Origin of the sequence: Streptomyces sp. MMG1121 (assembly GCF_001280015.1) — a bacterium.
In the GTDB taxonomy this organism is placed as follows: domain Bacteria; phylum Actinomycetota; class Actinomycetes; order Streptomycetales; family Streptomycetaceae; genus Streptomyces.
This window is the reverse complement of sequence record NZ_LGDV01000038.1, coordinates 326,329-347,969: the sequence shown is the minus strand read 5'-3', so window position 1 is coordinate 347,969 and position 21,641 is coordinate 326,329. Positions and strand designations below refer to the sequence as shown.

General features: G+C 70.8%; 16 protein-coding genes and 2 pseudogenes. 11 read left to right on the top strand and 7 right to left on the bottom strand.

Going from position 1 to position 21,641, the window contains the following annotated elements:
* Nucleotides 1-7: 7 nt before the first annotated feature.
* The 5 genes and pseudogenes from ADK64_RS06445 (at nucleotide 8) to ADK64_RS06425 (ending at nucleotide 8,113) form a co-directional block, all read left to right on the top strand.
* A pseudogene (locus ADK64_RS06445) lies at nucleotides 8-1,853 on the top strand (glycoside hydrolase).
* Between the two features lie 241 nt (nucleotides 1,854-2,094).
* Nucleotides 2,095-3,360: an ABC transporter substrate-binding protein gene (locus tag ADK64_RS06440; RefSeq protein WP_053655914.1), complete on the top strand. Its 1,266-nt coding sequence runs from the start codon at nucleotides 2,095-2,097 to the stop codon at nucleotides 3,358-3,360.
* A 20-nt stretch (nucleotides 3,361-3,380) separates the two neighbouring features.
* On the top strand, nucleotides 3,381-4,349 hold the full coding sequence (locus tag ADK64_RS06435) for a carbohydrate ABC transporter permease (protein ID WP_053655912.1): 969 nt from the start codon (nucleotides 3,381-3,383) through the stop codon (nucleotides 4,347-4,349).
* Nucleotides 4,346-5,218 (top strand): carbohydrate ABC transporter permease, encoded by an 873-nt coding sequence (locus ADK64_RS06430; RefSeq protein ID WP_053655910.1) that lies wholly within the window; start codon nucleotides 4,346-4,348, stop codon nucleotides 5,216-5,218. Before ADK64_RS06435 ends, ADK64_RS06430 begins: the two co-directional genes overlap by 4 nt.
* A gap of 12 nt (nucleotides 5,219-5,230) precedes the next feature.
* A complete protein-coding gene (locus tag ADK64_RS06425) occupies nucleotides 5,231-8,113 on the top strand; it encodes a glycoside hydrolase family 2 TIM barrel-domain containing protein (protein WP_053655909.1) in 2,883 nt (960 codons plus the stop codon).
* 54 nt (nucleotides 8,114-8,167) lie between these two features.
* On the opposite strand, the gene ADK64_RS06420 is transcribed toward ADK64_RS06425, so the two are convergent.
* Together ADK64_RS06420 and ADK64_RS06415 are read right to left on the bottom strand one after the other, a co-directional pair.
* Entirely contained in the window at nucleotides 8,168-9,454 is a 1,287-nt protein-coding gene (locus ADK64_RS06420) for an MFS transporter (RefSeq protein ID WP_234384472.1), read from the bottom strand.
* Nucleotides 9,451-10,167: an ArsR/SmtB family transcription factor gene (locus ADK64_RS06415; protein WP_078992510.1), complete on the bottom strand. Its 717-nt coding sequence runs from the start codon at nucleotides 10,165-10,167 to the stop codon at nucleotides 9,451-9,453. The genes ADK64_RS06420 and ADK64_RS06415 overlap by 4 nt, the downstream gene beginning before the upstream one ends.
* Before the next feature lie 126 nt (nucleotides 10,168-10,293).
* Here ADK64_RS06415 and ADK64_RS06410 point away from each other — a divergent pair, with 126 nt between their 5' ends.
* The 3 genes from ADK64_RS06410 to ADK64_RS06400 all read left to right on the top strand — a co-directional run bounded on the left by ADK64_RS06410 (nucleotide 10,294) and on the right by ADK64_RS06400 (nucleotide 12,968).
* Entirely contained in the window at nucleotides 10,294-11,610 is a 1,317-nt protein-coding gene (locus tag ADK64_RS06410) for a jacalin-like lectin (RefSeq protein ID WP_053655905.1), read from the top strand.
* Nucleotides 11,611-11,674: 64 nt separating this feature from the next.
* Nucleotides 11,675-12,259: a TetR/AcrR family transcriptional regulator gene (locus ADK64_RS06405; RefSeq protein WP_053655903.1), complete on the top strand. Its 585-nt coding sequence runs from the start codon at nucleotides 11,675-11,677 to the stop codon at nucleotides 12,257-12,259.
* Nucleotides 12,252-12,968 carry an alpha/beta fold hydrolase gene (locus ADK64_RS06400; RefSeq protein ID WP_053655901.1) on the top strand — a complete coding sequence of 239 codons (717 nt, stop codon included), beginning with the start codon at nucleotides 12,252-12,254 and terminating at the stop codon, nucleotides 12,966-12,968. The genes ADK64_RS06405 and ADK64_RS06400 overlap by 8 nt, the downstream gene beginning before the upstream one ends.
* On the opposite strand, the gene ADK64_RS06395 is transcribed toward ADK64_RS06400, so the two are convergent.
* The 3 genes from ADK64_RS06395 to ADK64_RS06385 form a co-directional block, all read right to left on the bottom strand.
* On the bottom strand, nucleotides 12,902-13,711 hold the full coding sequence (locus ADK64_RS06395) for an isocitrate lyase/PEP mutase family protein (protein ID WP_053655898.1): 810 nt from the start codon (nucleotides 13,709-13,711) through the stop codon (nucleotides 12,902-12,904). The genes ADK64_RS06400 and ADK64_RS06395 overlap by 67 nt on opposite strands.
* Before the next feature lie 205 nt (nucleotides 13,712-13,916).
* Nucleotides 13,917-15,632: a DUF2264 domain-containing protein gene (locus ADK64_RS06390; protein WP_199829502.1), complete on the bottom strand. Its 1,716-nt coding sequence runs from the start codon at nucleotides 15,630-15,632 to the stop codon at nucleotides 13,917-13,919.
* Nucleotides 15,633-15,700: 68 nt separating this feature from the next.
* A complete protein-coding gene (locus tag ADK64_RS06385) occupies nucleotides 15,701-16,786 on the bottom strand; it encodes a rhamnogalacturonan acetylesterase (protein ID WP_053655894.1) in 1,086 nt (361 codons plus the stop codon).
* Between the two features lie 222 nt (nucleotides 16,787-17,008).
* Here ADK64_RS06385 and ADK64_RS06380 point away from each other — a divergent pair, with 222 nt between their 5' ends.
* Nucleotides 17,009-18,688, top strand: a complete 1,680-nt coding sequence (locus ADK64_RS06380) for a rhamnogalacturonan lyase B N-terminal domain-containing protein (protein ID WP_053655892.1) — start codon at nucleotides 17,009-17,011, stop codon at nucleotides 18,686-18,688.
* A gap of 7 nt (nucleotides 18,689-18,695) precedes the next feature.
* Here the strand turns inward: ADK64_RS06380 and ADK64_RS06375 are convergent.
* Both ADK64_RS06375 and ADK64_RS45785 read right to left on the bottom strand, forming a co-directional pair.
* Nucleotides 18,696-20,103 (bottom strand): annotated as a pseudogene (locus ADK64_RS06375) (RICIN domain-containing protein).
* 1 nt (nucleotide 20,104) lies between these two features.
* Complete coding sequence (locus ADK64_RS45785; RefSeq protein ID WP_159046172.1) at nucleotides 20,105-20,341, bottom strand: hypothetical protein; 237 nt, start codon at nucleotides 20,339-20,341, stop codon at nucleotides 20,105-20,107.
* A gap of 47 nt (nucleotides 20,342-20,388) precedes the next feature.
* Here ADK64_RS45785 and ADK64_RS48355 point away from each other — a divergent pair, with 47 nt between their 5' ends.
* Together ADK64_RS48355 and mmuM are read left to right on the top strand one after the other, a co-directional pair.
* The gene (locus ADK64_RS48355) at nucleotides 20,389-20,520 is read left to right on the top strand and encodes a hypothetical protein (RefSeq protein ID WP_267888524.1); all 132 of its coding nucleotides are present in this window, start codon (nucleotides 20,389-20,391) and stop codon (nucleotides 20,518-20,520) included.
* Between the two features lie 122 nt (nucleotides 20,521-20,642).
* Complete coding sequence (gene mmuM, locus ADK64_RS06370; RefSeq protein WP_053655890.1) at nucleotides 20,643-21,581, top strand: homocysteine S-methyltransferase; 939 nt, start codon at nucleotides 20,643-20,645, stop codon at nucleotides 21,579-21,581.
* Nucleotides 21,582-21,641: the final 60 nt, after the last annotated feature.

Below are 21,641 nucleotides of genomic sequence, written 5' to 3'. Positions count from 1 at the left end.
GGAAGGGATGCACGTGTCTCACCCCCGCAAGAGATTCCTGCTGCCGGCAGCCTCGGCCGCACTGGCCGTCGGCGCGGCTCTGCTCGTCTCCCCACCCGCGAGTGCCACCGCCGCCCCGGCCGCCGCCGAGGTCTCCCCCCACGCCGCCCAGACCATCGACGACATCGGCGCCTCGGGTGCCTGGTGGGTCGACGACCTCCAGCACTTCGACCCGAAGGTGCAGGCCAGGGTCGCCCAACTCCTCTTCTCGAAGCAGGGGTTGGACCTCAGCTCGTACCGCTACAACATCGGTGGCGGCGGCACCGCGGTCACCACTCCGGCTCGCGCCGCCGAGGACTTCCTGAAGGCCGACGGCTCCTACGACTGGAGCAAGGACAAGGGCGGCCGGACCTTCCTCACGTACGCGGCGAAGTACGGGGTCAAGGACCTGATCGGCTTCGTCAACAGCGCACCTGCCCGGTGGACGACGAACGGCAGGAGCTGCGGCGGCCAGTTGAAGGCGGAGAACGAGGCCGACTTCGCGAAGTACGTCGCCGACGTGACCGATCACTTCGCGCGGCAGGGCGTACGGCTCGACTACATCAGCCCGTTCAACGAGCCGGACAACAGTTTCGCCGACTGCGGCCAGGAGGGCATGCCGGTGCCGGTCGACCAGCGTGACGACATCGTGCGCGCGCTGGGCGCCGAGCAGCGGGCCCGGCACCAGCGGACCGGCATCATCGCCGACGAGTCCAGCAGGACCACGCAGTTCACCAGCGAAGTGCCGCAGTGGATCGCACAGCCGGGCACCGCCCAGTACGTCGACAAGCTGGCCCATCACACGTACGACAACCCCGACGACGGCCGGCTCGGCAATGTCTACGAGACGTCGAGGTCGGTCGGCAAGAGCTCCTGGGCCACCGAGATCTGCTGCTTCGGCAAGGGCACGACGGGCTGGAACCAGGAGTACGACCCGACGATCGACAACGCCCTGCTGACGTCGCGGATCATCTACAAGGACTTCGCGACCTCCCACGACTCGGCGTTCCAGTGGTGGGTGGCGCTGGCCAGCGGTTACGGCACCGATCCGACCGCCCACAACGACCAGGGCTGGAACGACGGCCTGATCTACTACGACCCCGACTACGCGACGAACGGCAACCAGAAGCTGTACTTCACCAAGCGGTACTACGCGCTCGGCCAGTACAGCAAGTTCGTCCGGCCGGGGTCGGTCGCGCACAACGTGACCGGGGCGCCGGACGGCGTCGAGGTGTCGTCGTACGACCGAGGCGGCCAGTGGGTCGTCGTGGTGAACAACCACAACACCACCGACACCCCTCTGAACCTGCACTTCAACAGCGGCACGCCGGTGCGGGCGACGCAGGCGGTGCGGACCTCGGCCGACGAGAACTGGGCGGCCGTCGCGACGCCGTCGGTCGACGGCGGGACCGTGTCCGCCACGCTCGCGCCCCGCTCGATCACGACGTACGTCTTCGACCGCAAGGGACACGGGAGTTCGGCGGTCACCGGCGCCCTGGCCGGCCGGCAGTCCGGCAAGTGCCTGACGGCCGGTGCCTCGGGTGCCGCGATCGCCTCGTGCACGGGCTCGGCGGACCAGTCCTGGTCGTACGACGCGAAGGGCACCCTGAAGGGCGCCAACGGCTATCTGACGGCGGGGAGTCCGGGGCCCGACGGCGAGCGCCGAGGCCACCGGTGACGGCACCCAGCGCTGGCTGCTGAACTCCGACGGGCAGATCGTGAACGAGGCATCGGGCCAATGTCTGGACGTCAGCGGACAGGCGACCGCCGACGGCGGCAAGGTGATCCTCTACAGCTGCAACGGCGGCGCCAACGAGGCCTGGACCAGGCAGTAGCCCCCGCTCCCCCGACCGAGGGCCGCCGGCCGCATCCCTGACCCGGCGGCCCTCATCTCCCCCTGCCCCGCGCTCCTGTTCGTCATCACGAACCGGATACAACACTTCGAACAGACTTCGTCCAACCCCTTGCTGAAGCCTTAGCCGAAGGTTAACGTCCCGCTCCGCCCCATGAATACCGAGCCGCTCGGCCGTCGGGCGCAGAGCCGCGAGCCGCATTTCGACAGACAAGGACGTCAGCATGCCGGCACAGAGCAACAGCAACTGGGACCGCCGTTCGCTACTCCGGGCCGCCGCCGGTCTGGCCGTCGCCGCCCCGCTCGCCGCGTGCGGCGGCAACAACGGCCGGGGCGGCGGGAGCGGATCGGGCAAGCGGCTCACCCAGTACTTCCACGCCTATGGCGAGGCCGGGGTCGAACAGGCCGTCAAGCGGTACGCGAAGGCGTACCCGAAGGCCGACGTGTCCACGCAGTGGATAACCGGAAGCGACTACGAGACCAAGCTCTTCGCCGCCCTGCTCACCCAGCAGGCGCCGGACGTCTTCGAGTTCCACCCGCAGATCCAGCTCGTCAAGAGCGGGCAGGTGGCCGACCTGAGCGACATCGTCAACCCGGTCAAGAGCGACTTCGACCCGGCCGACATCACGTCGCACACGTTCGACGGGAAGGTCTACGGCGTCCGGATGATCGACGACCCGCAGTTCTTCTTCTACCGGCCCTCGCTCTTCCAGAAGGCGGGCGTCAAGGTCCCCGAGACCCTGGACGAGCTGATCGAGACCGCCGCCAAGCTCACCACCTCCAAGGTCAAGGGCCTCTTCCTCGGCAACGACCTGCACGCCATCGAGCTGCCGCTGATCTGGTCGGCCGGCGCCGAGCCGCTCACCGCCAAGAACGAGATCGGCTACCACACCGACGCGGTCGTCGACGGCCTGCGCCGGCTCCGCAAGCTGTTCACCAGCGGCAGCCTGCTGCTGGACGCCCCGGCCGACTTCTGGGATCCGTCGGCGATCAGCCAGGGGCTGTGCGCCATCCAGTTCTCCGGCATGTGGGCGATGCCCGCGATGCAGCAGGCCCTCGGTGACGACCTGGGCGTCTTCCCCTTCCCGAAGGTCGGCAGCGCCGGACGGCCCTCCGTCTACAACGGCGGCTGGTCGATGTTCGTCAACGCCAAGGGCCACGACGTGGACGCGGCCAAGGAGTACGTGAAGTGGCTGTGGATCGACCGGACGAAGGACCAGGAGGACTTCGCCACCTCCTACGGCTTCCACATCCCGCCACGCCGGTCGATCGCCGCGCAGGCCGACAAGCTCAAGTCGGGCCTGGGCGCCGAGGGCGTGCAGCTCTTCAACACCTACGGCCACTTCGACGACATCAGCTGGACGCAGGCCATGTACAGCGCCTGGGACTCGGTCCTCGCCGACTGCGTCCGCAAGGGCGGTGACCCCGAGGCAGCACTCGACAAGGCCGACAGGACGATCGGCCGCGAGCTCAAGAAGCTCTTCGGATAGGCCGGCGGACGGAACTCGACATGTCGACCACCACCACGCCCGAGGTCGCCCGCCCCACCGTGCCGAAGACCGCCGGGGCCCGGCCGCGGCGGGGCCTCAGGGCGAGCAACACGTTCAACTTCTGGCTCTTCACCGGACCGTTCCTCATCGGTCTGGCGATCTTCGTCTTCGTACCCATCGGCTGGAGCATCTGGCTCAGCTTCTTCGACGCCCGCTTCACGGTCACCCCCAGCCATTTCGTCGGCTTCGACAACTACCGGCAGATGCTGACGAACAGCGACTTCACCGGCTCCCTGGTGACCTTCACGGTGTTCGCCGCGTTCATCGTGCCCACCACCTGGGCGCTCTCGCTGGGCCTCGCCCTGCTGGTGCACCGGCTGCGCTTCCTGCGCGCGTTCTTCCGGTCGGTGTTCTTCCTGCCGACCGCGTGCAGTTACGTCGCCGCCGCGCTGATCTGGAAGATGTCCCTGTTCAACGGCGTCCGATTCGGCCTGGCCAACACGGTCATCGGCTGGTTCGGCATCGACAACATCGCCTGGGTCTCCAACCCCAGCCCGCCCTGGTACTGGATGGTCATCGTGACCGTACGGCTGTGGCTGCAGGCCGGTTTCTACATGATCCTGTTCCTGGCGGCGCTGCAGAACATCCCGGGCGAGCTGTACGAGGCCGCCGCGATCGACGGCGCCAAGCCCGGCTGGCAGACCTTCCGGCACATCACGCTGCCCCAGCTGCGCGCCACCTCGACCGCGGTGCTCCTGCTGCTCCTCGTCGCCGCCTACCAGGCGTTCGACGAGTTCTACAACATCATCACGACCAGGGCGACCTGGGGTCAGACCCCCCTCATGGTCCTGTACAAGGCGGCCCTCGGCTCGGGCCAGGACTACGGTGCCGGCAGTGCGGGCGCCGTCATCCTGACCGTGCTGATCTGCCTCGTCACCCTGTTCCAGGGCAAGATCATGGGCTTCGGAAGGGCGGAGGACACCAAGTGACCACCACCGCACCCCAGGTCGGCAAGGCGCGCCGCGTGAAGCGCGGAGGCGTTCTCGGAAGCACCGGCCTCTACGTCGCCGTCGGCATCGCCGCGCTGCTGTTCCTGATCCCCTTCTATCTGATCGTCCGCAACGCCCTGTCCACGGACCCGGAGATCACGGGTCAGAACTGGAAGTTCTTCCCCACGCACCTGCAGTGGGGCAATGTCTCCGAGCTGTTCGGCGACACGACGGTCGACTTCGGCCGGTCCCTGTGGAACTCGCTGGTCGTCGCCGTCCTCATGACCGCCGGCACCCTGCTGGTCTGCTCGCTGGCCGGCTACGGCCTCGCCCGCATCCCCTACCGCCACGCCAACAAGGTCTTCTACCTGGTCCTGGCGACCCTGATGGTGCCCACCGCGGTCACCTTCATACCGAGCTTCGTGCTCGTGTCGTCCCTGGGCTGGGTGGACACCTACCGGGGCCTCATCATCCCGGGGCTGTTCAGTGGTTTCACCTGCTTCCTCTTCCGGCAGTACTTCCTGGGGTTCCCCAAGGAGCTGGAGGAGGCGGCGCGGGTGGACGGGCTCGGACACTGGAGCGCGTACTGGCGGATCGTCGTCCCCAACTCGCTCAACTTCTTCGCCGCCATCGCCACGATCACCTTCATCAGCGGCTGGAACGCCTTCCTGTGGCCGCTGGTCATCGGCCAGGACCCGAACTCCTGGACGGTACAGGTCGCGCTGTCGTCGTACATGACCAACCAGACCGTCAACTATCACCTGATCTTCATGGCGACCGCCATCTCGATCCTCCCCCTGGTGTTCGTCTTCCTCTTCCTCCAGCGCTGGCTGGTGCAGGGGATCGCGCAGACCGGTATCAAGGGCTGAGCTAGGAGACCCATGTCTTTCCGCACCCACACCGAAACCGCTTACGTCGAGGACGTCTCCCCGGGTTCCGGCGCGCTGCCGCCCCGCGCCTGGTACGCGTCCTCCGACGCCAGGTCCCTCTCCCTGAACGGCAGCTGGCGGTTCCGGCTGTCGCCGACGGCCGACGCCGAGGACGACTCCTTCGCCGCCGAGGGGTACGACGCCGGTGGCTGGGCGGAGGTCTCGGTCCCCGGCCACTGGGTCCTCCAGGGGCACGGCTCCCCGATCTACACCAACCACCTCTACCCGTTCCCGGTCGACCCGCCGCGCGTACCGACCGAGAACCCGACCGGCGACCACGTGCGGGTCTTCGACCTGCCGCAGGACTGGCCGGAGCCCGGCGAGGGCGGCGCGGTGCTGCGCTTCGACGGGGTGGAGTCCTGTGCGCGGGTGTGGCTGAACGGCACGGAACTCGGTGAGTTCAAGGGGTCCCGGCTGCCGCACGAGTTCGCGGTCGGCCAGCTGCTGAAGGCCGCCGGCAACGTCCTGGCGGTCCGGGTGCACCAGTGGTCGGCCGGCTCCTACCTGGAGGACCAGGACCAGTGGTGGCTGCCGGGCATCTTCCGTGACGTCACCCTGCTGCACCGCCCGGCGGGCGCAGCCCTCGACTTCTTCGTCCACGCCTCCTACGACCATCTCGCCGGCACCGGCACCCTGCGCGTCGACTCCGACGTGGACGGCCAGGTCACCGTCGCCGAGCTGGGCATCGACGTCCCGGCCGGCCAGAGCGTGACCGTGCCGGTCGAGCCGTGGTCGGCGGAGGCGCCGCGGCTGTACGCGGGCGAACTGGCCACCGAGGGCGAGCGGGTGCCGCTGCGCATCGGGTTCCGTACGGTCGAACTGTCGGACGGTCTGATCAAGGTCAACGGCAGGCGGGTGCTCTTCAAGGGCGTCAACCGGCACGAGTGGCACCCGGAGAAGGGCCGCGCCCTCGATCCGCGGACCATGCGCGAGGACGTGCTGCTGATGAAGCGGCACAACATCAACGCCGTCCGCACCTCCCACTACCCGCCCCACCCGGCCTTCCTCGACCTGTGCGACGAGCTGGGCCTGTGGGTGATCGACGAGTGCGACCTGGAGACGCACGGCTTCACCGAGCAGGGCTGGCGGGACAACCCCGTCGACGACGACCGCTGGACCCCGGCCCTGCTGGACCGCGCGTCCCGCATGGTGGAGCGGGACAAGAACCACCCCTCGGTCGTCGTCTGGTCCCTCGGCAACGAGGCCGGAACCGGCCGGGGTCTGACCGCGATGGCCGAGTGGATCCACGGCCGCGACACGTCCCGGCTCGTGCACTACGAGGGCGATCTCGACTGCCGTGACACGGACATGTATTCACGCATGTACGCCGGTCACGCCGAGGTCGAGCGGATCGGCAGGAAGCTGGACGGCGGCACGCACAGGCGCCGCCAACTCCCCTTCATTCTCTGCGAGTACGCCCACGCCATGGGCAACGGCCCCGGCGGGCTCGCCGACTACCAGCGGCTGTTCGAGTCGTACGACCGGCTGCAGGGCGCCTTCGTCTGGGAGTGGATCGACCACGGCATCGCGCATCCGGAGCTGGGCTACGCCTACGGTGGCGACTTCGGCGAGGAGCTGCACGACGGCAACTTCGTCTGCGACGGCCTGCTCTTCCCGGATCGCCGGCCCTCCCCCGGGCTGGTCGAGTACAAGAAGGTGATCGAACCGGTCGGCATCACCGGCGAGGCCGGTGACGGCACGGTCCGGGTCACCAACAAGCAGGACTTCGCCGACCTGTCGGCGCTGGTCTTCTCGTGGTCGTACGAGGTCGAGGGGGAGCCGGTGGAGTCCGGCACCCTGGCCGTGCCCGCGCTGGCGCCCGGCGAGTCGGCCGACGTCAAACTGCCCGCGCCGCCGGCCACGGCGCCGGCCGGCGAGGCCCACTGGACGGTCCGGGCGGTGCTCGCGGCCGACACCCCGTGGGCACCGAAGGAGCACGTCGTCGCCTGGGGCCAGGTCCCGGCCTCGCGGCGCAGGGTGCCGGCGGTCACGGCGACCGCCCGCCCGGTGCCGGGCGACGCAGTGATCACCCTCGGCCCCGGCACCTTCGACGCCCGCACCGGCGCCCTGACCGCCGTCGACGGCGTTCCCGTCTCCGGTCTGTGCCTGGACGTGTGGCGGGCCCCCACCGACAACGACGACGGCGCCGCGTGGCAGCCCGACGCGCGCTACGGCCTGTTGTGGCGCAGGCTGGGTCTGCACCGGATGCGGCACCGGCTGGACGCGGTGGAGACCGGCGAGAACGCGCTGACGATCCGCACCCGGGTGGCACCGGCCGCACGGGAGCTGGGGTTGTCGACCGCATACCGCTGGACGTCGGACGGAGACAGTCTGCGGTTGACCGTACGCGTCGTCCCGGAGGGCGACTGGACGGTCCCGCTGCCGCGGCTCGGCATCCGCTTCGGGCTGTCCACGGCCGACCGCGTGCGGTGGTTCGGCGGTGGGCCCGGCGAGGCGTATCCGGACACCAGGACGGCGTCGGCGGTCGGCTGTTGGCAGTCGACCGTGGACGATCTGCAGACGCCGTACGTCCGTCCGCAGGAGAACGGCGCCCGCATCGACGTCCGCTGGGCGGAACTGGGCGGCCTGCGCATCGAGGGCGACCCGGTCTTCTCCCTGACCGCCCGCCGCTGGACGACGACCCGGCTGGACGCCGCCACCCACCTCACCGATCTGACACCCGGTGACACCGTCTGGGTCAACCTCGACCACGCCCAGCACGGCATCGGCTCCCAGTCCTGCGGCCCGGCCCCACTGCCCCAGTACCACCTGCGGGCCAAGCTGGCGGAGTTCTCCTTCGCATTCTCCACCGTCCGGGCCCCGCAACCGCGTTGACACTCTGCCGCGCCGACGCGAGGGCGGCCAAAGCCGATACCCGGTCCACTGCGCCTACGCCGGCGATTCGTGCCCGGCCGATTCCGGGTCGGGTTCCGGCTCCGGCTCCGGCGGGCCGAGGGTGCGGGTGGCCGGGATCGGTGAGCGGAGCAGCCACAGGACGCAGAGGGCTCCGCCCACCGCGGTCACGGTGATCGTGCCCCGCAGGCCGATGAGGGTGGCGAGGCCCCCGCCGGCCAGCGCGCCCAGCGGCCGTACGCCGTAGTTGACGGTGGCGTAGGCACCGGCCACCCGGCCGCGCAGCTCGTCCGGAGTGGCCGCAGTGGTAAGGGAGTTGAGGTTGACGTCGAAGAGCATGACGCCGAGGGAGGAGAGGAACTCGGCGGCGGCCAGGGCCCCGGCACGCCCCCACAGCGGGCTCTCGGCGGCCCAGACCAGGACGTAGGGCGCCGGGAAGAGGACGGCGCCCGCAACCACGCTGCGGCCGACGCCGATCAGCCGCGAGACGGCGGGCGCGGCGACGGCGCCGAGCAGACCGCCGACCGCGCCGATCCCGAAGACCACCCCGATCAGCCCGGGTGACAGCGCCAGTTCCCGCTCGGCGAACAGCACGATCAGCCCGGTGCCGGTCAGGAAGGTGAAGAAGTTGCAGGTCGCGGCGCAGCCGACCGCGGCCTTGAGCACCGGGTGGCGCAGCAGCAGGGCGAGACCTTCGCGGGCGCTGTGCAGCAGGCGGGGCGGGGCGGCAGGGGCCGGGGGCGGCTCGGCGGCACCGAGCGGTCCGATCAGCAGGGCGGAGGCGAGGAAGGACAGCGCGTCGGCGGCGACGGCGACCGGCGCGGTCAGCGCCTGGACCAGCCAGCCGCCAAGGACGGGCCCGGCGACGAAGGAGAGGGAACGGCTGGCGCTCAGTTTGCTGTTGGCTTCGATGTACGACGACGGGGGCACGAGGTGGGCGAAGTAGGACGGGTAGGCGGTGCCGAAGGCCACCGAGGCCAGACCGGTCAGCAGCGCCACCCCGTACAGCAGCGCGAGGGTGGGCGTGCCGAGGAGAGCGGTGGCCGGGACGGTCAGCAGCAGAGCGGCGCGGACGAGGTCGGCACCGACCATGACGGTGCGTTTCTTCGGCCGGCGGTCGACCCAGGCGCCCAGCAGGAGGGCGAGCAGGTTGGGCGCCCACACCAGCGCGGTCAGCCAGGACACCTGGACCGCGGAGGCATGCAGGGTGCCGACCGCCAGCAGGGGTAAGGCGAGTTCGGTGACACGGTCGCCGAACTGGGAGACGGTCTCGCCCGCCCAGAAACGCCGGAACCGCCGGTCACGCCACAGCGCCCCGCTCACCGCCGCCACCCCTCGACCCCTGAGTCGCCCTCGGCCCCCGCGTCCCTCTCGACCCGCTCACGCTCTGCGCACCCTTCCTGCCCTGCACACCCCGCGGCCCCCTCAGACACCTCAGACCCTCCGACCTCCTCCGGGCCCTCAGGCAGCGCATAGAGCAGCAGGCGTACACCCCGGCTGCCCGGGGGCCGGCTGGCGGGGTCGCGGGTGGCGTAGCGGTTGAGGACCTGTTCCATCGCGTCGCGCAGGGAGGCCAGCTCCTCGGCGGACACCTCGATGCGCATGTCGGCGGTGCCAAGGGCGTGGAGCCACTCCGGCTCCAGCAGAGGTTCGGTCTCGGCCAGCCAGCGCAGCGGCAGTTCGGCGGCCCGCGCGAACATCTCGCCGGTCAGCGCCCGGGAGGCCGCGTGCCCTTCCGCGTCCGCCGGGTCCGTCGGCACGGTGATGCGGAATCCACGGCCGACCGCCTCCCAGCGTCGCTCCCGCCGGTCCGTCCCGCCCACGGCGTCCCGGACCAGGCCGAAGCCCGCCAGATGGCGCAGATGCCAGCTGGTGACGGACGGGGTCGCGCCGACGTCCGGGGAGAGCTGGGTGGCGGTCGCGGGGCCGTGGCGCCGCAGCCGCTCCAGGATCGCGAGCCGCACCGGATGGGCGAGGGCGCGCATCGCCTTGGGGTCGGATATCTCCACATCGCCGAAGCGGTTATCGGGCTCCATGTTCTGAGAGTGTCCTCTCAGAACATGTGAGAGGCAACTCTCACGTCATGCATTAATGTTGAACTAATTTCTCAACTACCCTTCCTATACAGTCCTGTTGAGATGACCATGAGCCGCATGCGATCCATGAGACGACTCCTCGGCGCCCTCGCGGCCGGCGCGCTGGCCCTCGCCGGGCTCACCACCTGCGCCACCTCGGCACAGGCCGCCGGCTCGGGCACCTTCAACGTGCTCACGTACAACGTGGCGGGCCTGCCCGAAGGCCTCAGCTCCAGCCATCCGGCCACCAACACCCCGCTGATCTCCCCGCGGTTGGCCGGCTACGACATCGTCAACGTCCAGGAGGACTTCAACTACCACGCAGCGCTCTACGCGGGCGACCACCACCCCTACCGCACCGCGACCAGCGGGGGCGCGGGTCTCGGCGACGGACTCAACACCCTCTCGAAGTACCCCTTCGAGGACTTCGAGCGGGTCAAGTGGAACGACTGCACGGGCACCAACTGCCTGACCCCGAAAGGCTTCACGCTGGCCCGCGTACGCCTGGCCGAGGGCGTGTTCGTCGACCTGTACAACCTCCACCCCAACGCCGACGACACCGACGACGCCCTCGCCGCGCGCCGCGCCAACATCACACAGCTGTCGCAGTTCATCCAGGCCAACTCGGCCGGCAACGCCGTGCTCGTCATGGGGGACACCAACACCCGCTACACCCGGTCCGGCGACAACATCCGCACCCTCGTCGACGACAACCACCTGACCGACGCATGGGTCCAGTCGGTCAAGGGCGGTACGGCCCCGACGCAGGGCGCCGACCCGCTGCTGTGCCCGACGTCGGCGCCGGGCAACGACTGCGAGGTCGTGGACAAGGTCCTCTACCGGAGCAGCGACGTGGTGAACCTCTCCGCGACCCGCTACAACGACGAGTGGGCGAAGTTCCTCGACTCCGACGGCGGCAACCTCTCCGACCACTTCCCGCACACCGTCGACTTCTCCTACACGCTCAACCCGAAGCTGCGCGCGAGCGACTTCTCCGGCGGCCCGCACGGCACGGCGTTCAACGACGCCGACGAGCTGCCCGCCGCCCTCGCACCGCGCACCCTCACCCTGCGCGGCGACGCCCGCCTGGACGCGGTCTCCCTCACGCACGACGACGGCACGGTGCTCAGCCACGGTGGCACGGGCGGCACGGCAACCTCGCTCGACCTCACCGCCGGCGAGCACCTGACCTCGGTGAAGCTGACGGAGGGCCAGAAAGACGGTCAGACCCGCATCTTCTCGGCCGGCTTCACCACCGACCGGGGCCGCGCCCTGAGCGCCGGTACAGCGACCACGGACGCGACGACCTTCACCGCGCCCTCCGGCTGGCAGATCGTGGGCTTCACCGGCCGCTCGGGCGACGAGATCGACAAGCTGGGCGTGCTGTACGCGCCGATCGGCTGACCCTCACCTCTCGCCACTTCCTAGATGCTCTAGGATTCCCCCTAGGTATCCAAGGAGGTGGCTCATGGCCCGTGCGGGACTCACCGTGGACAGGGTGGTCGCGGCCGCCGCCGACCTCGCCGACGAGGCCGGCTTCGAGAACGTCACCCTGTCCGCACTGGCCCGCCGCTTCGGCGTGAAGGACGCGAGCCTGTACTCGCACGTCCGGGGTCTGGAGGATCTGCGCACCCGGCTCGCGCTGCACGCGGGCGCCGAGCTGATCGACCGGATCGCGATGGCCGTGGCCGGTCGCGCCGGCAAGGACGCGCTGTCCGCCTTCGCCGGTGCCTACCGCGCCTACGCGCTGGAGCATCCCGGCCGGTACGCGGCCACCCAGATCCGTATCGACCAGGCCCTGATCGCCGACTCCCCCGCCCTGCGCCGTACGGCCGAGATCACCTACGGGATGCTGCGCGCCTACGGACTCGACGAACCCGATCTGACGGACGCCGTACGCCTGCTGCGCAGCACGTTCCACGGTTACTGCGCCCTGGAGTCCGCGGGCGGCTTCGGCGCGGCCCGGGACGTCCAGGCCTCCTGGGACAAGGCGGTCGAAGCCCTGCACCTCACCCTCGCGCACTGGCCCCGGGAGATGACGAACGATGACTGAAGCACTCCACCACGAGGTGACGGGCAGCGGTCCGGTGCTGCTGCTCGTGCCGGGCGGGGCCGGACACCCCATGGGGCTCGGGCCGCTGACCGAGCGGCTGGCGGAGCGTTTCACCGTGGTGACGTACGACCCGCTGGGGCTCGCTCACGGGCGGCTCGGCCTGCCGGTCCCGGACCAGCGGCCGGCGGACTGGAGCAAGGGCGCGCACCGGGTGCTGGAAACGGTACTGCCGCCGGGCGAGCGGGCGTACGCGTTCGGGACCAGTGCCGGCGGTATCGCCGTCCTCGATCTGCTCGCCCGGTGTCCGGGACGGCTCGCGGGCGTGGTGGCGCACGAGCCGCCGTGTGTGTCGGTGCTGCCGGACGGGGCGGAGCGGCGCGCCGAGCTGATCGGACAGCTCGACGGGGCTGAGCGGCCGCCCGCCGAGGGCGAGTCGGCGACCCCGATGGGTGTCTTCCTCGCCCACGTCCTGCGTCCCTTCACCGCGTACGTCCCCTCCGCCCCGGCCGCCGGGCCCCGTCTCACGCTCGCCGCCGGAGCCGACTCGCGCGGTCAACTGCTGCACCGCACCACCGAGTTCCTCGCCCATCGCCTCGGCGGTGCCTTCGTGGAGTTCCCGGGCGGGCATCTCGGCGTCCTGGATCACCCCGTGGACTGCGCCGACCTGCTCACCGAGACGTTCCTGGCCGACGCGCACACCTCGGCGTAGGACGGTGTCGTACCACCCGGCACCCGCCCGGCCGCGATGTCGGCCACCGCGTCCAGCGCCGCACCGAGCGCCCGCCGGTAGAGCAGCGAGCCGAGGCTGATGCGACGGACGCCGAGATCGGCGAGGTGGGACAGGGCGGGCCCGGTGGGTGAGTAGAGGATGTTGAGCGGGGCGTCGAGCTGCCGGACGAGGGCGCCGATCCGGCCGGGGTCGCTCAGCCCGGGCACGAACACGCCGTCGGCGCCGGCCTGTCGGTAGAGGTCCGAGCGGCGCATGGTGTCGCTCTCGTCGCCGTCGCCCAGCCAGTGGGTGTCCGTGCGGGCGTTGACGAACAGGCCGGGCACGGCCGCCTTCACCGCGGCGATCTTCGCGGCGTGCCGGCCGGCCGGCCCGAGCCCGTCCTCCAGGTTGATGCCGACGACACCGACGGCCCACAACCGACATGCCAGTGCGGCCACTTCGTCCGGATCGTCGGAGAAACCGTCCTCCGCGTCGACGGAGAGCAGATAGGGCTCCGAGCCGAGGGTGAGGGCCAGGTGCAGGGTCTGCTCGCGGGTCACGCCCTGGCCGTCGGGCAGCCCTGCCGCCGCCGCGACGGCCAGGCTGGTCGTGCCGATCGCCGCGAACCCCCGGGCGGCGAGCGCGGCGGCCGAGGCATGGTCCCAGGCGTTGGGCAGCAGCAGCGGCTCCCCGGGACGATGGTGCAGTCCGGCGAACGTGTTCACGGTGGGCTCTGCGGTCATACGGCCACGTTAGGCGCCGGACGGTTCGGCACCCGCCGAACGATGGACGGCCCCCACCCGGCCCGGTTCCACGACAAACGGCCTCGGCGGCCTCTCCGAACCCGCCTGCGCCCCCACGGCATGGCTCTCGCACCGCTTGGCCGGCGCCTTCACTGCACGCTCGCCCGTGTCTGCGCGCCCGTCGCCGCGTCCTGCGCCACCGCGTTCACCGGGGCGTCACCGACCACGCCGCGCCTGCGGTTCGCCCGTCCGACGTCGTGAACCGGAAGACGTCCTCCGTGCCGGATGCCCAGCGGACGTTCACCGTGTGATCCTCCCCCACCTGCACGGACACCAGCTCCGTGAGGGGCCGGGGGTCCGGCTCGCCGGTCAGTCGGGCGAGCACCACGAACAGCGTGGCCCCGCCGGCCGCGGTCTGTCCGGTCAGGTCCTCCGACAGGCCGGAAACCGGCAGGAGTTCGGTGCTCAGGCCGTCCCGTGCCGCCCAACCCGTGATCCGTACCGGCGTCCCCGGACCGGCCCCGACGACGAGATGGGCCCGCACCTCCACCGCGCCCTCGGCGGCCACCACACTGGTGACGGTGATCCCGTCGCGCACGGTGTGCCGGGAGGCGATCCAGCCCGCGCCGGTGCCGAGCGGTTCGATCCGCGTGCGGCCCGGATCGCCGCCGACGATCACGCTGTTGTCGTACGTCACCGGGTCGGGCACGGTCGCGGTCGAATAGGCGAGCCGCGTGTAGTAGGGGTCGTAGCGGACGTCCTCGCTGCCGTGGTTGTGCAGCCGGACAAGACCGTCCGAACAGGTGCTCTGGATCAGCCAGTTGGTGGTGGCCACGGGCCTGACCTCGTCGGCACGGCCGACCGGGCCGGGCTCCTCGGTCGCCGTCCACACCGCGTGCTCCGGCGGCAGCAGCAGACCGAGAAAGCCTTTGCTGGCCCAGTACGGGGAGGCGGGGCCGGAGTAGCTCTGCACGAGCGACTCGTCGGGGCCGAGCCAGCCCAGCGGGAGCAGGCCCCGCTCGTCCACGGCGCCGCCGTCGAGGAAGTAGCGCAGCGCGCCGGAGGCCAGGCGCCGGGTCTCACCGGGGGTCAACGGGGTCTGGCCGGTCAGCGCGCCGAGCCAGAGCGGGGCCGCCGTCGCGAAGCGGTAGGTCAGGGAGCGGCCCTGGTGCACGGGGGCGCCGTCGCCGCCGAACAGGCGGGCGTAGTCGGCGAGGTGGACGGACAACCGTCGACCGTACACGGAAAGCAGGTCACCGTCGCCCGCCAACCATGCGTGGACGACCGTATAGAGATGCATCGCCCAGCCGTTGTAGTAGTCGAACTTCCGACCGTCGCCGTCGGTGTACCAGCCGTCGCCGAGGTACCAGCCCTCGATCCGCTCCAGCCCGCGCTCGACGGCCTTGCGCGCGGCCTCCGGCCGGTGGCCGATCTCCTGGAGGAAGCCGCCGACCGTGACCGGGAACAACTCCCAGTTGCACGGCCAGGGTTCGGCGGTGAGCGCGTCCTCCAGCCAGTCGGCGGTGCGCTGCCGCACCGGGTCGTCGAGCCGGTCCCACAGCAGCGGCCGGGTCAGCCGCAGGGCGAGCGCGATCGAGGCGGCCTCGACGAGCGGCTGGCTGCGGTCCTCGATCCGCGGCCAGCTGCCGCCGGGGCCGGCCGCGAGGCCCTCGGCGTACCGGCCGAGCACGGTCTCGTCGCGGCGGAAGGCGGCCAGCAGCAGCGTGCGGGCGTATCCCTCCAGACCGTCGGAGAGGTAGCCGGAGTGGCTGACGTGGTCGCCGGGCAGGTGGTAGAGGGCACGGTCGGGGGTGGCGTAGGGGGCGACGGCGGCCAGCAGGGCGTCGGCGGCGGCCTCCCAGTGCGCGCGGGTGTAACCGGTGCAAGGGCTCGACTCGCGGTCGTCGGCGGGCAGTTCGATCACGGCGGTGACTTTCCTTCCTGGCGGGACCTGGGACGCCCCGGTTCCGGTCGGGGCGCCCCAGGGCTTCATCCCACCCGCACCGTGCCCTCGGGCACCAGATGCCGGGCGAGCAGTTCGTCGCGGACCAGTCCCGCGAAGACGGTCGCGCCGTGCACGGAGGTGTGGGTGTTGTCGTGTTCCTCGTCGTAGAGGTAGACCGCCTTGGAGCCCGCGATGCCCAGGGACTCCACCAGCGCCTTGGTCTTCGCCGTGAGGTCGATCAGCGGGACGTCCTCGGCTGCGGCGACGGACCTGATGACCGCCGGGAGGTCGACGCCGAGGCCGTTCACGAGCAGGGCCGTGCCGTTGTCCAGGGTGCCGTCGGCGTTGAACCAGCGGCGCACGACGGGGGTGACGAGCACCGGCTCGCCGCCGCGGTCCCGGATGCCCGCGACGAAGGCCTCCAGGTCGGCGCGGTAGGTGGCCTCGTCCGTGGTCTTGTCGTTGTGGGCGAGCTGGACGAGGACGAGGTCGCCGGGGCGGATCAGGGGCTGGACGGTGCCCCAGAGCCGTGGATCGGCCAAGTAGCTGACCGTGCTCTCGCCGGAGTCGGCGTAGTTGGCGACCGACAGGCCCTTGCGCAGGTACTGCGGGAGCTGCTGGCCCCAGCCGGAGTAGGGGGCGGCAGGCTGGTCGCAGACCGTGGAGTCGCCGATCAGGATGATCTGCCGGGCGACGGGGATCCCCCCGCGTGAGCGGATTCGAGCGTGCGGGAGGGCCGGGGTGACACGGATGCCGGCGAGGGCGGGGGCGGAGCCGTCGAGGGTGAGGTCCAGGCCGGGGGTGCCGTCGGGGCCGGTCGGCTCGCCCTCGGGGGTGCGGACGTTCACGGTGAAGCCGCGGGTGACGTGCCGGCCTGCCGGGACGGCGGTCTGCGGGAGCAGGGAGCGCCGGGTCTCGCCGGTGATGCCGGTGCTGGAGGCCGCTGCGCCGCCGAGCCGGACCGTGACGTCGTAGGTGCCGGGCGGGACGTCGAAGTGACAGCCGGTCGCCGTGCAGTTCTCCGGGCCGAGCGGCCGGCCGCCGTGGGCATGGGCGGGTGTCGCGGTCGGCGTGGCGCCCAGGGCGACCGCCACCAGCACGGCGGTTCTGACCCGTCTCCTGCGCGTCATGCGCGGCTCCTCCATCGATCGGCGTCGTTCGGCATCGGCTGACATCGGTCCACATCGGCCGACCCGAGACCGTACCGGTTTAGGCAAACGCTTTCTAGACGTCTGCCAAAGTACGCCTGATTATCAAGCACCCATCTCCGCAAGCCCTTTCGCGAAAGCGATTCCACTGTCAGTCTGCCTGACACCCGCACTCCCCCGGACCTCCCCGAAGGAGGCACCCCCATGTCCGGATCCTCGAACGGCGGAGTCGCCCGTCGCGCCTTCGTGCTCGGCACCGCGGCCGCCGCCGGTGCGGCCGCCCTCGCCGGCCCGCTCGCCCCCGCCGCGTCGGCGGCCGGCTTCGGCTGGAGCGACGACGGCTCGAACTACGTCGTCGACACCGGCGCGAGCCTCGTCTTCAAGGTCAGCAAGACCAACGGCGATCTGACCTCACTGGTGTACAAGGGCACCGAGTACCAGGGCTACGGCGGCAAGAACTCGCACGTCGAGTCCGGCCTCGGCACCTCCACCGTCACCCTGGCCCAGTCCGGCCCGACCATCCTGGTCTCCGTCGCCCACGGCACACTGCGGCACTACTACGCGGCCCGCAGCGGCGAGAACAACATCTACCTGTGGACCGGCAAGGCCGACTCCTCGGTCACGGCGACCCGCTACATCGTGCGCGTGAAGGCGGGCCTGTTCCCCAACGACGAACCGGACTCCTACACCCACACCACCAGCACCATCGAGGCCTCGGACGTCTTCGCCAAGTCCGACGGCCAGACCCGCTCCAAGCACTACTCGGGACACCGGGTCATCGACTACGACTACATCGGCTGGACCACCGGCGGCGTCGGCCTGTGGATCGTCCGCAGCAACCACGAGAAGGCCTCCGGCGGCCCCTTCTACCGCTCACTGCTGCGCCACCAGAGCGCCGACGGCGGCGGGCTGTACGAGATCCTCTACTACGGCGAGAACCAGACCGAGTCCGAGCGCTACGGCCTCCAGGGCCCGTACGTCATCGCCCTCACCGACGGCGGGGCACCCTCGTCCGCGCTGTACCACGACACCCTGACCACCGCGTGGGCCGACTCGCTCGGCATCTCCGGGTACGTCCCCGACAGCGGCCGGGGCCGGGTCGCCGGCGTGGGCATCACCGGGCGGGACACGGCGTCCGCGTACACGGTCGGGCTCGCCAACTCGTCGGCGCAGTACTGGGGTACGGCACGCGCCTCGGACGGCTACTTCTCGGTGTCCAGGGTCCTGCCGGGCGTATACACGCTGACGGTCCACAAGGGCGAGTTGGCGGTATACAGCACACAGGTGACCGTGTCGGCGGGCGCGAGAAGCACGCTCAACACGATCGCGATCCCGTCCTCCAACGACCCGTCCCACGCGAACGCGATCTGGCGGATCGGCACCTGGGACGGCACGCCGAGCGGGTTGAAGAACGCGGACCTGATGACGTACGCGCACCCCTCGGACGTACGGGCCACCGCCTGGAGCGGGAACGTGGTGATCGGCAGCGGCTCCGAGACCTCCGCCTTCCCCTGCTATCTGTGGAAGGACGTCAACAGCGGTCTGCTCGTCCACTTCAAGCTCACCGCCGCCCAGGCAGCCGCCGCGCACACCCTGCGGATCGGCGTGACGACGGCCTACGCCAACGGCCGCCCGCAGGTCACGGTCAACGGCACCTGGACCTCCGCGATCCCCTCCCCGCCCACCCAGCCGGGCACCCGGTCCCTGACGGTGGGCTCGTACCGGGGCAACAACCACACGTTCACCTACAGCGTCCCGGCCAGTGCCTGGCTCACGGACACCAGCCAGTACAACGTGCTGAAGATCGACGTGGTGAGCGGTTCGGGGACGACGGGCTATCTCAGCGCGGGCACGGCGATCGATGCGATCGACCTGCTGGCCTGACGTACCGTCACGTACCGCGCGTCCATTGCTGATTCGTGCCGCCGTTGCAGGCGTAGGTGATGAGCGCGGCGGAGTCGGCGGTGGACGCGCCGGACACGTCCAGGCACTCGCCGCTGGTGCGGGCCCTGATCGTGACGTACGACCCGGAGGCGGCCGGCGACCACTGCTGGGCGGTGGCGCCGGTGCAGTCCTCCTGCGTGACGCTGCCCGCGTCCTCCTGGAGGCACAGCGCGCTGCCCCGGCCGAGCAGGGTGTAGTAACCGTTGCCGAGGTCCTTGAACCACCATTTCTGGTTGGTCCCGCCGTTGCACGTGTACTGGCTGACCGCGACGCCCTGCCACAGCGACCGGTCCGGCACGTCGGCGCACTTGGAACTGTGCCGGGCGATCAGCGTGTGGTACGTGGCACTGGTGCCGGTGACCGTGCCGGCACGGGTGTCGACGGTGATCTCGGGATACCAGGACAGGGACATCGACGTGGCGGACGGGAAGGTCAGCGGCAGCCACACGTAGCGGGAGTCGTTCACCGTCCCGCCGAAGGAGTTGCCCCAGCGGTCGCCCGTGTAGAGGTACGAGGTGCCCGAACTGCCCTGCACCGCGAGGACGTAGGCGGTCTGCGAGCCGTAGGCGGTGGAGTCGCCGACGTTCGCCCAGGAGGTCCAGGGCCCGGCGAGGGAGGTGGCGGTGGCGTACTGCTGCTGGTTGGGGTTCCAGCCCGTGGCGCCGGAGGTCAGCATGAAGTAGACGCTGCCCCGCTCGAACAGGGCCGGCGCCTCGCGGTGACCACCGGGCCAGGGGTTGGCGACCAGGCTGTCGATGCCCGTGTAGTCGGCCGTCAGCCGGTAGATGTTCAGGTCGTAGTTGTTGTTGGCGGACGAGACCAGGTAGGCGGTGCCGTCGATGTCGACGAACGTGATCATGTCACGGGACTGGTACTGACCGAGCGGCTGGAGACCGCCCTGGTAGGTGTAGCTGCCGTCGACCGTGTCGGAAACGGCGACGGCGACGCGGGCCTGGCTGTAGTCGACGCCGTTCTCCTTGTGCATCCACATCACGAACTTGCCGGTGGAGGCGTTGTAGATGACCTTCGGCCGCTCGATGTAGGCGGTGCCGAGCTCGGCGGCGGAGGACTGGGAGAGCACGTGGGCGCGGAACTCCCAGCTCTTCAGGTCGGTGGAGCGGTAGACGTCGACGTAGCGGAAGGTGTTGTCGCCGTTCCGGTCCTCGCCGAACCAGTAGTAGAAGGAGCCGACTTTGATGACTCCGCCACCGTGGGCGTGCACGGGATCACCCGAAGCGTCCGTGAACCGCGTGCCGTGGGTGATCGTCAGTGGTGCCCTGAGCGGGTCCGGCCGAGGTCAGGGCCACGGCCAGGGTGCAGCACAGGACGAGCAGGACGGCGTACACACGTCTCATCTCACACACTCTCCTTCGCGGTGTCGGCGACGGACACGCCGAGGTCCGGGGTGCCGTCGGGGTTCCAGGCGGTGCGGATGCCGGCCATACGTCCTCGGCGGGGGCACTTGCTCGGGGACCGTGGCCGTGAAGCAGTGGCGGCCGCCGGTGTGGCGGGGAAGTGCGGGTCGGCGCGCTGGAGGGCCAGGGGATCGGCTCTGTGGCCGGGGACTTCCGACAGGCGGGGATCGCGGCTCATGCGGACCGCCTCCCACACAGCACTGTCCGGCATTTCGGACAACATCTGTGATTGCGAACGCCGAAAAGGTAAGGGCGGGCCAGGGTGGGGTCAATGGCTCCGGTGGCGTCGACCGGGCCGAAGCCGTCGGCGCGGACGAGGAACAGGCCGACGCCGGCGAAGGCGAAGGCGAAGGCTGACGGCGCCGTACGGGGCCACGGTGGAGGGCAACGGGTTTTCGCAGGTCAGGCGGAGCTCCGGAGGAAGCTCACCTACTGGACACCGGGGTCCGTGCGGGGTCCGTTTCGACTAGCGTCGTGACATGGCAAGCAACACCTCCCCCAGCCTCGCCGACGCCCTCGCCGCCGGGACGGTCGTACTCGACGGCGGCATGTCCAACCAGCTGGAGTCGGCCGGGCACGATCTGAGTGACGAGCTGTGGTCGGCGCGGCTGCTGGCGGAGCAGCCGGAAGCGGTCGCCGAGGCGCATCTCGCCTACTTCCTGGCAGGCGCGGACGTCGCGATCACCGCCAGCTACCAGGCCACCTTCGAGGGCTTCGCCCGGCGCGGCACCGGCCACGACGAGGCGGCCCGGCTCCTCGCGCTGAGCGTGGACCTCGCCCGCACGGCCGCCCGGCGCGCCGGGGACGCGGGCGTCGAGCGGCCGCTCTGGGTGGCCGCCTCGGTCGGGCCCTACGGGGCGATGCTCGCGGACGGCGCCGAGTACCGGGGCCGGTACGGACTGAGCGTGGCGGAGCTGGAACGTTTCCACCGGCCGCGTATGGAGGTGCTCGCCGCCGCCGGGCCCGACGTCCTCGCGCTGGAGACGGTGCCGGACGCCGACGAGGGCGCCGCGCTGCTCAGGACGGTACGCGGGCTGGGAGTGCCGGCCTGGCTGTCGTACACGGTCGACGGTACGAACACCCGGGCCGGGCAGCCCCTGGAGGAGGCGTTCGCCCCGGCCGCCGACGTGGACGAGGTGATCGCGGTGGGCGTGAACTGCTGCGCTCCCCAGGACGTGGAGCCCGCGGTGGAGATCGCGGCACGGGTCACCGGCAAGCCGGTCGTGGTCTATCCCAACAGCGGGGAGGCCTGGGACGCGCGGGCCCGCGCCTGGACAGGGCGTACGACCTTCGGCACCGAGCAGATCGAGGCGTGGCGGGCGGCGGGGGCGCGGTTGATCGGAGGGTGCTGCCGGGTGGGGCCGGAGGGCATCACGGCGATTGCCTCCGGCGTTTCGAGGGCACCCAGGAGTGACTGACGCGGCGGGCGACGGCAGACCGGCAGCAGCCGGACAGCAGACGACCTGGCGACCTGGCGA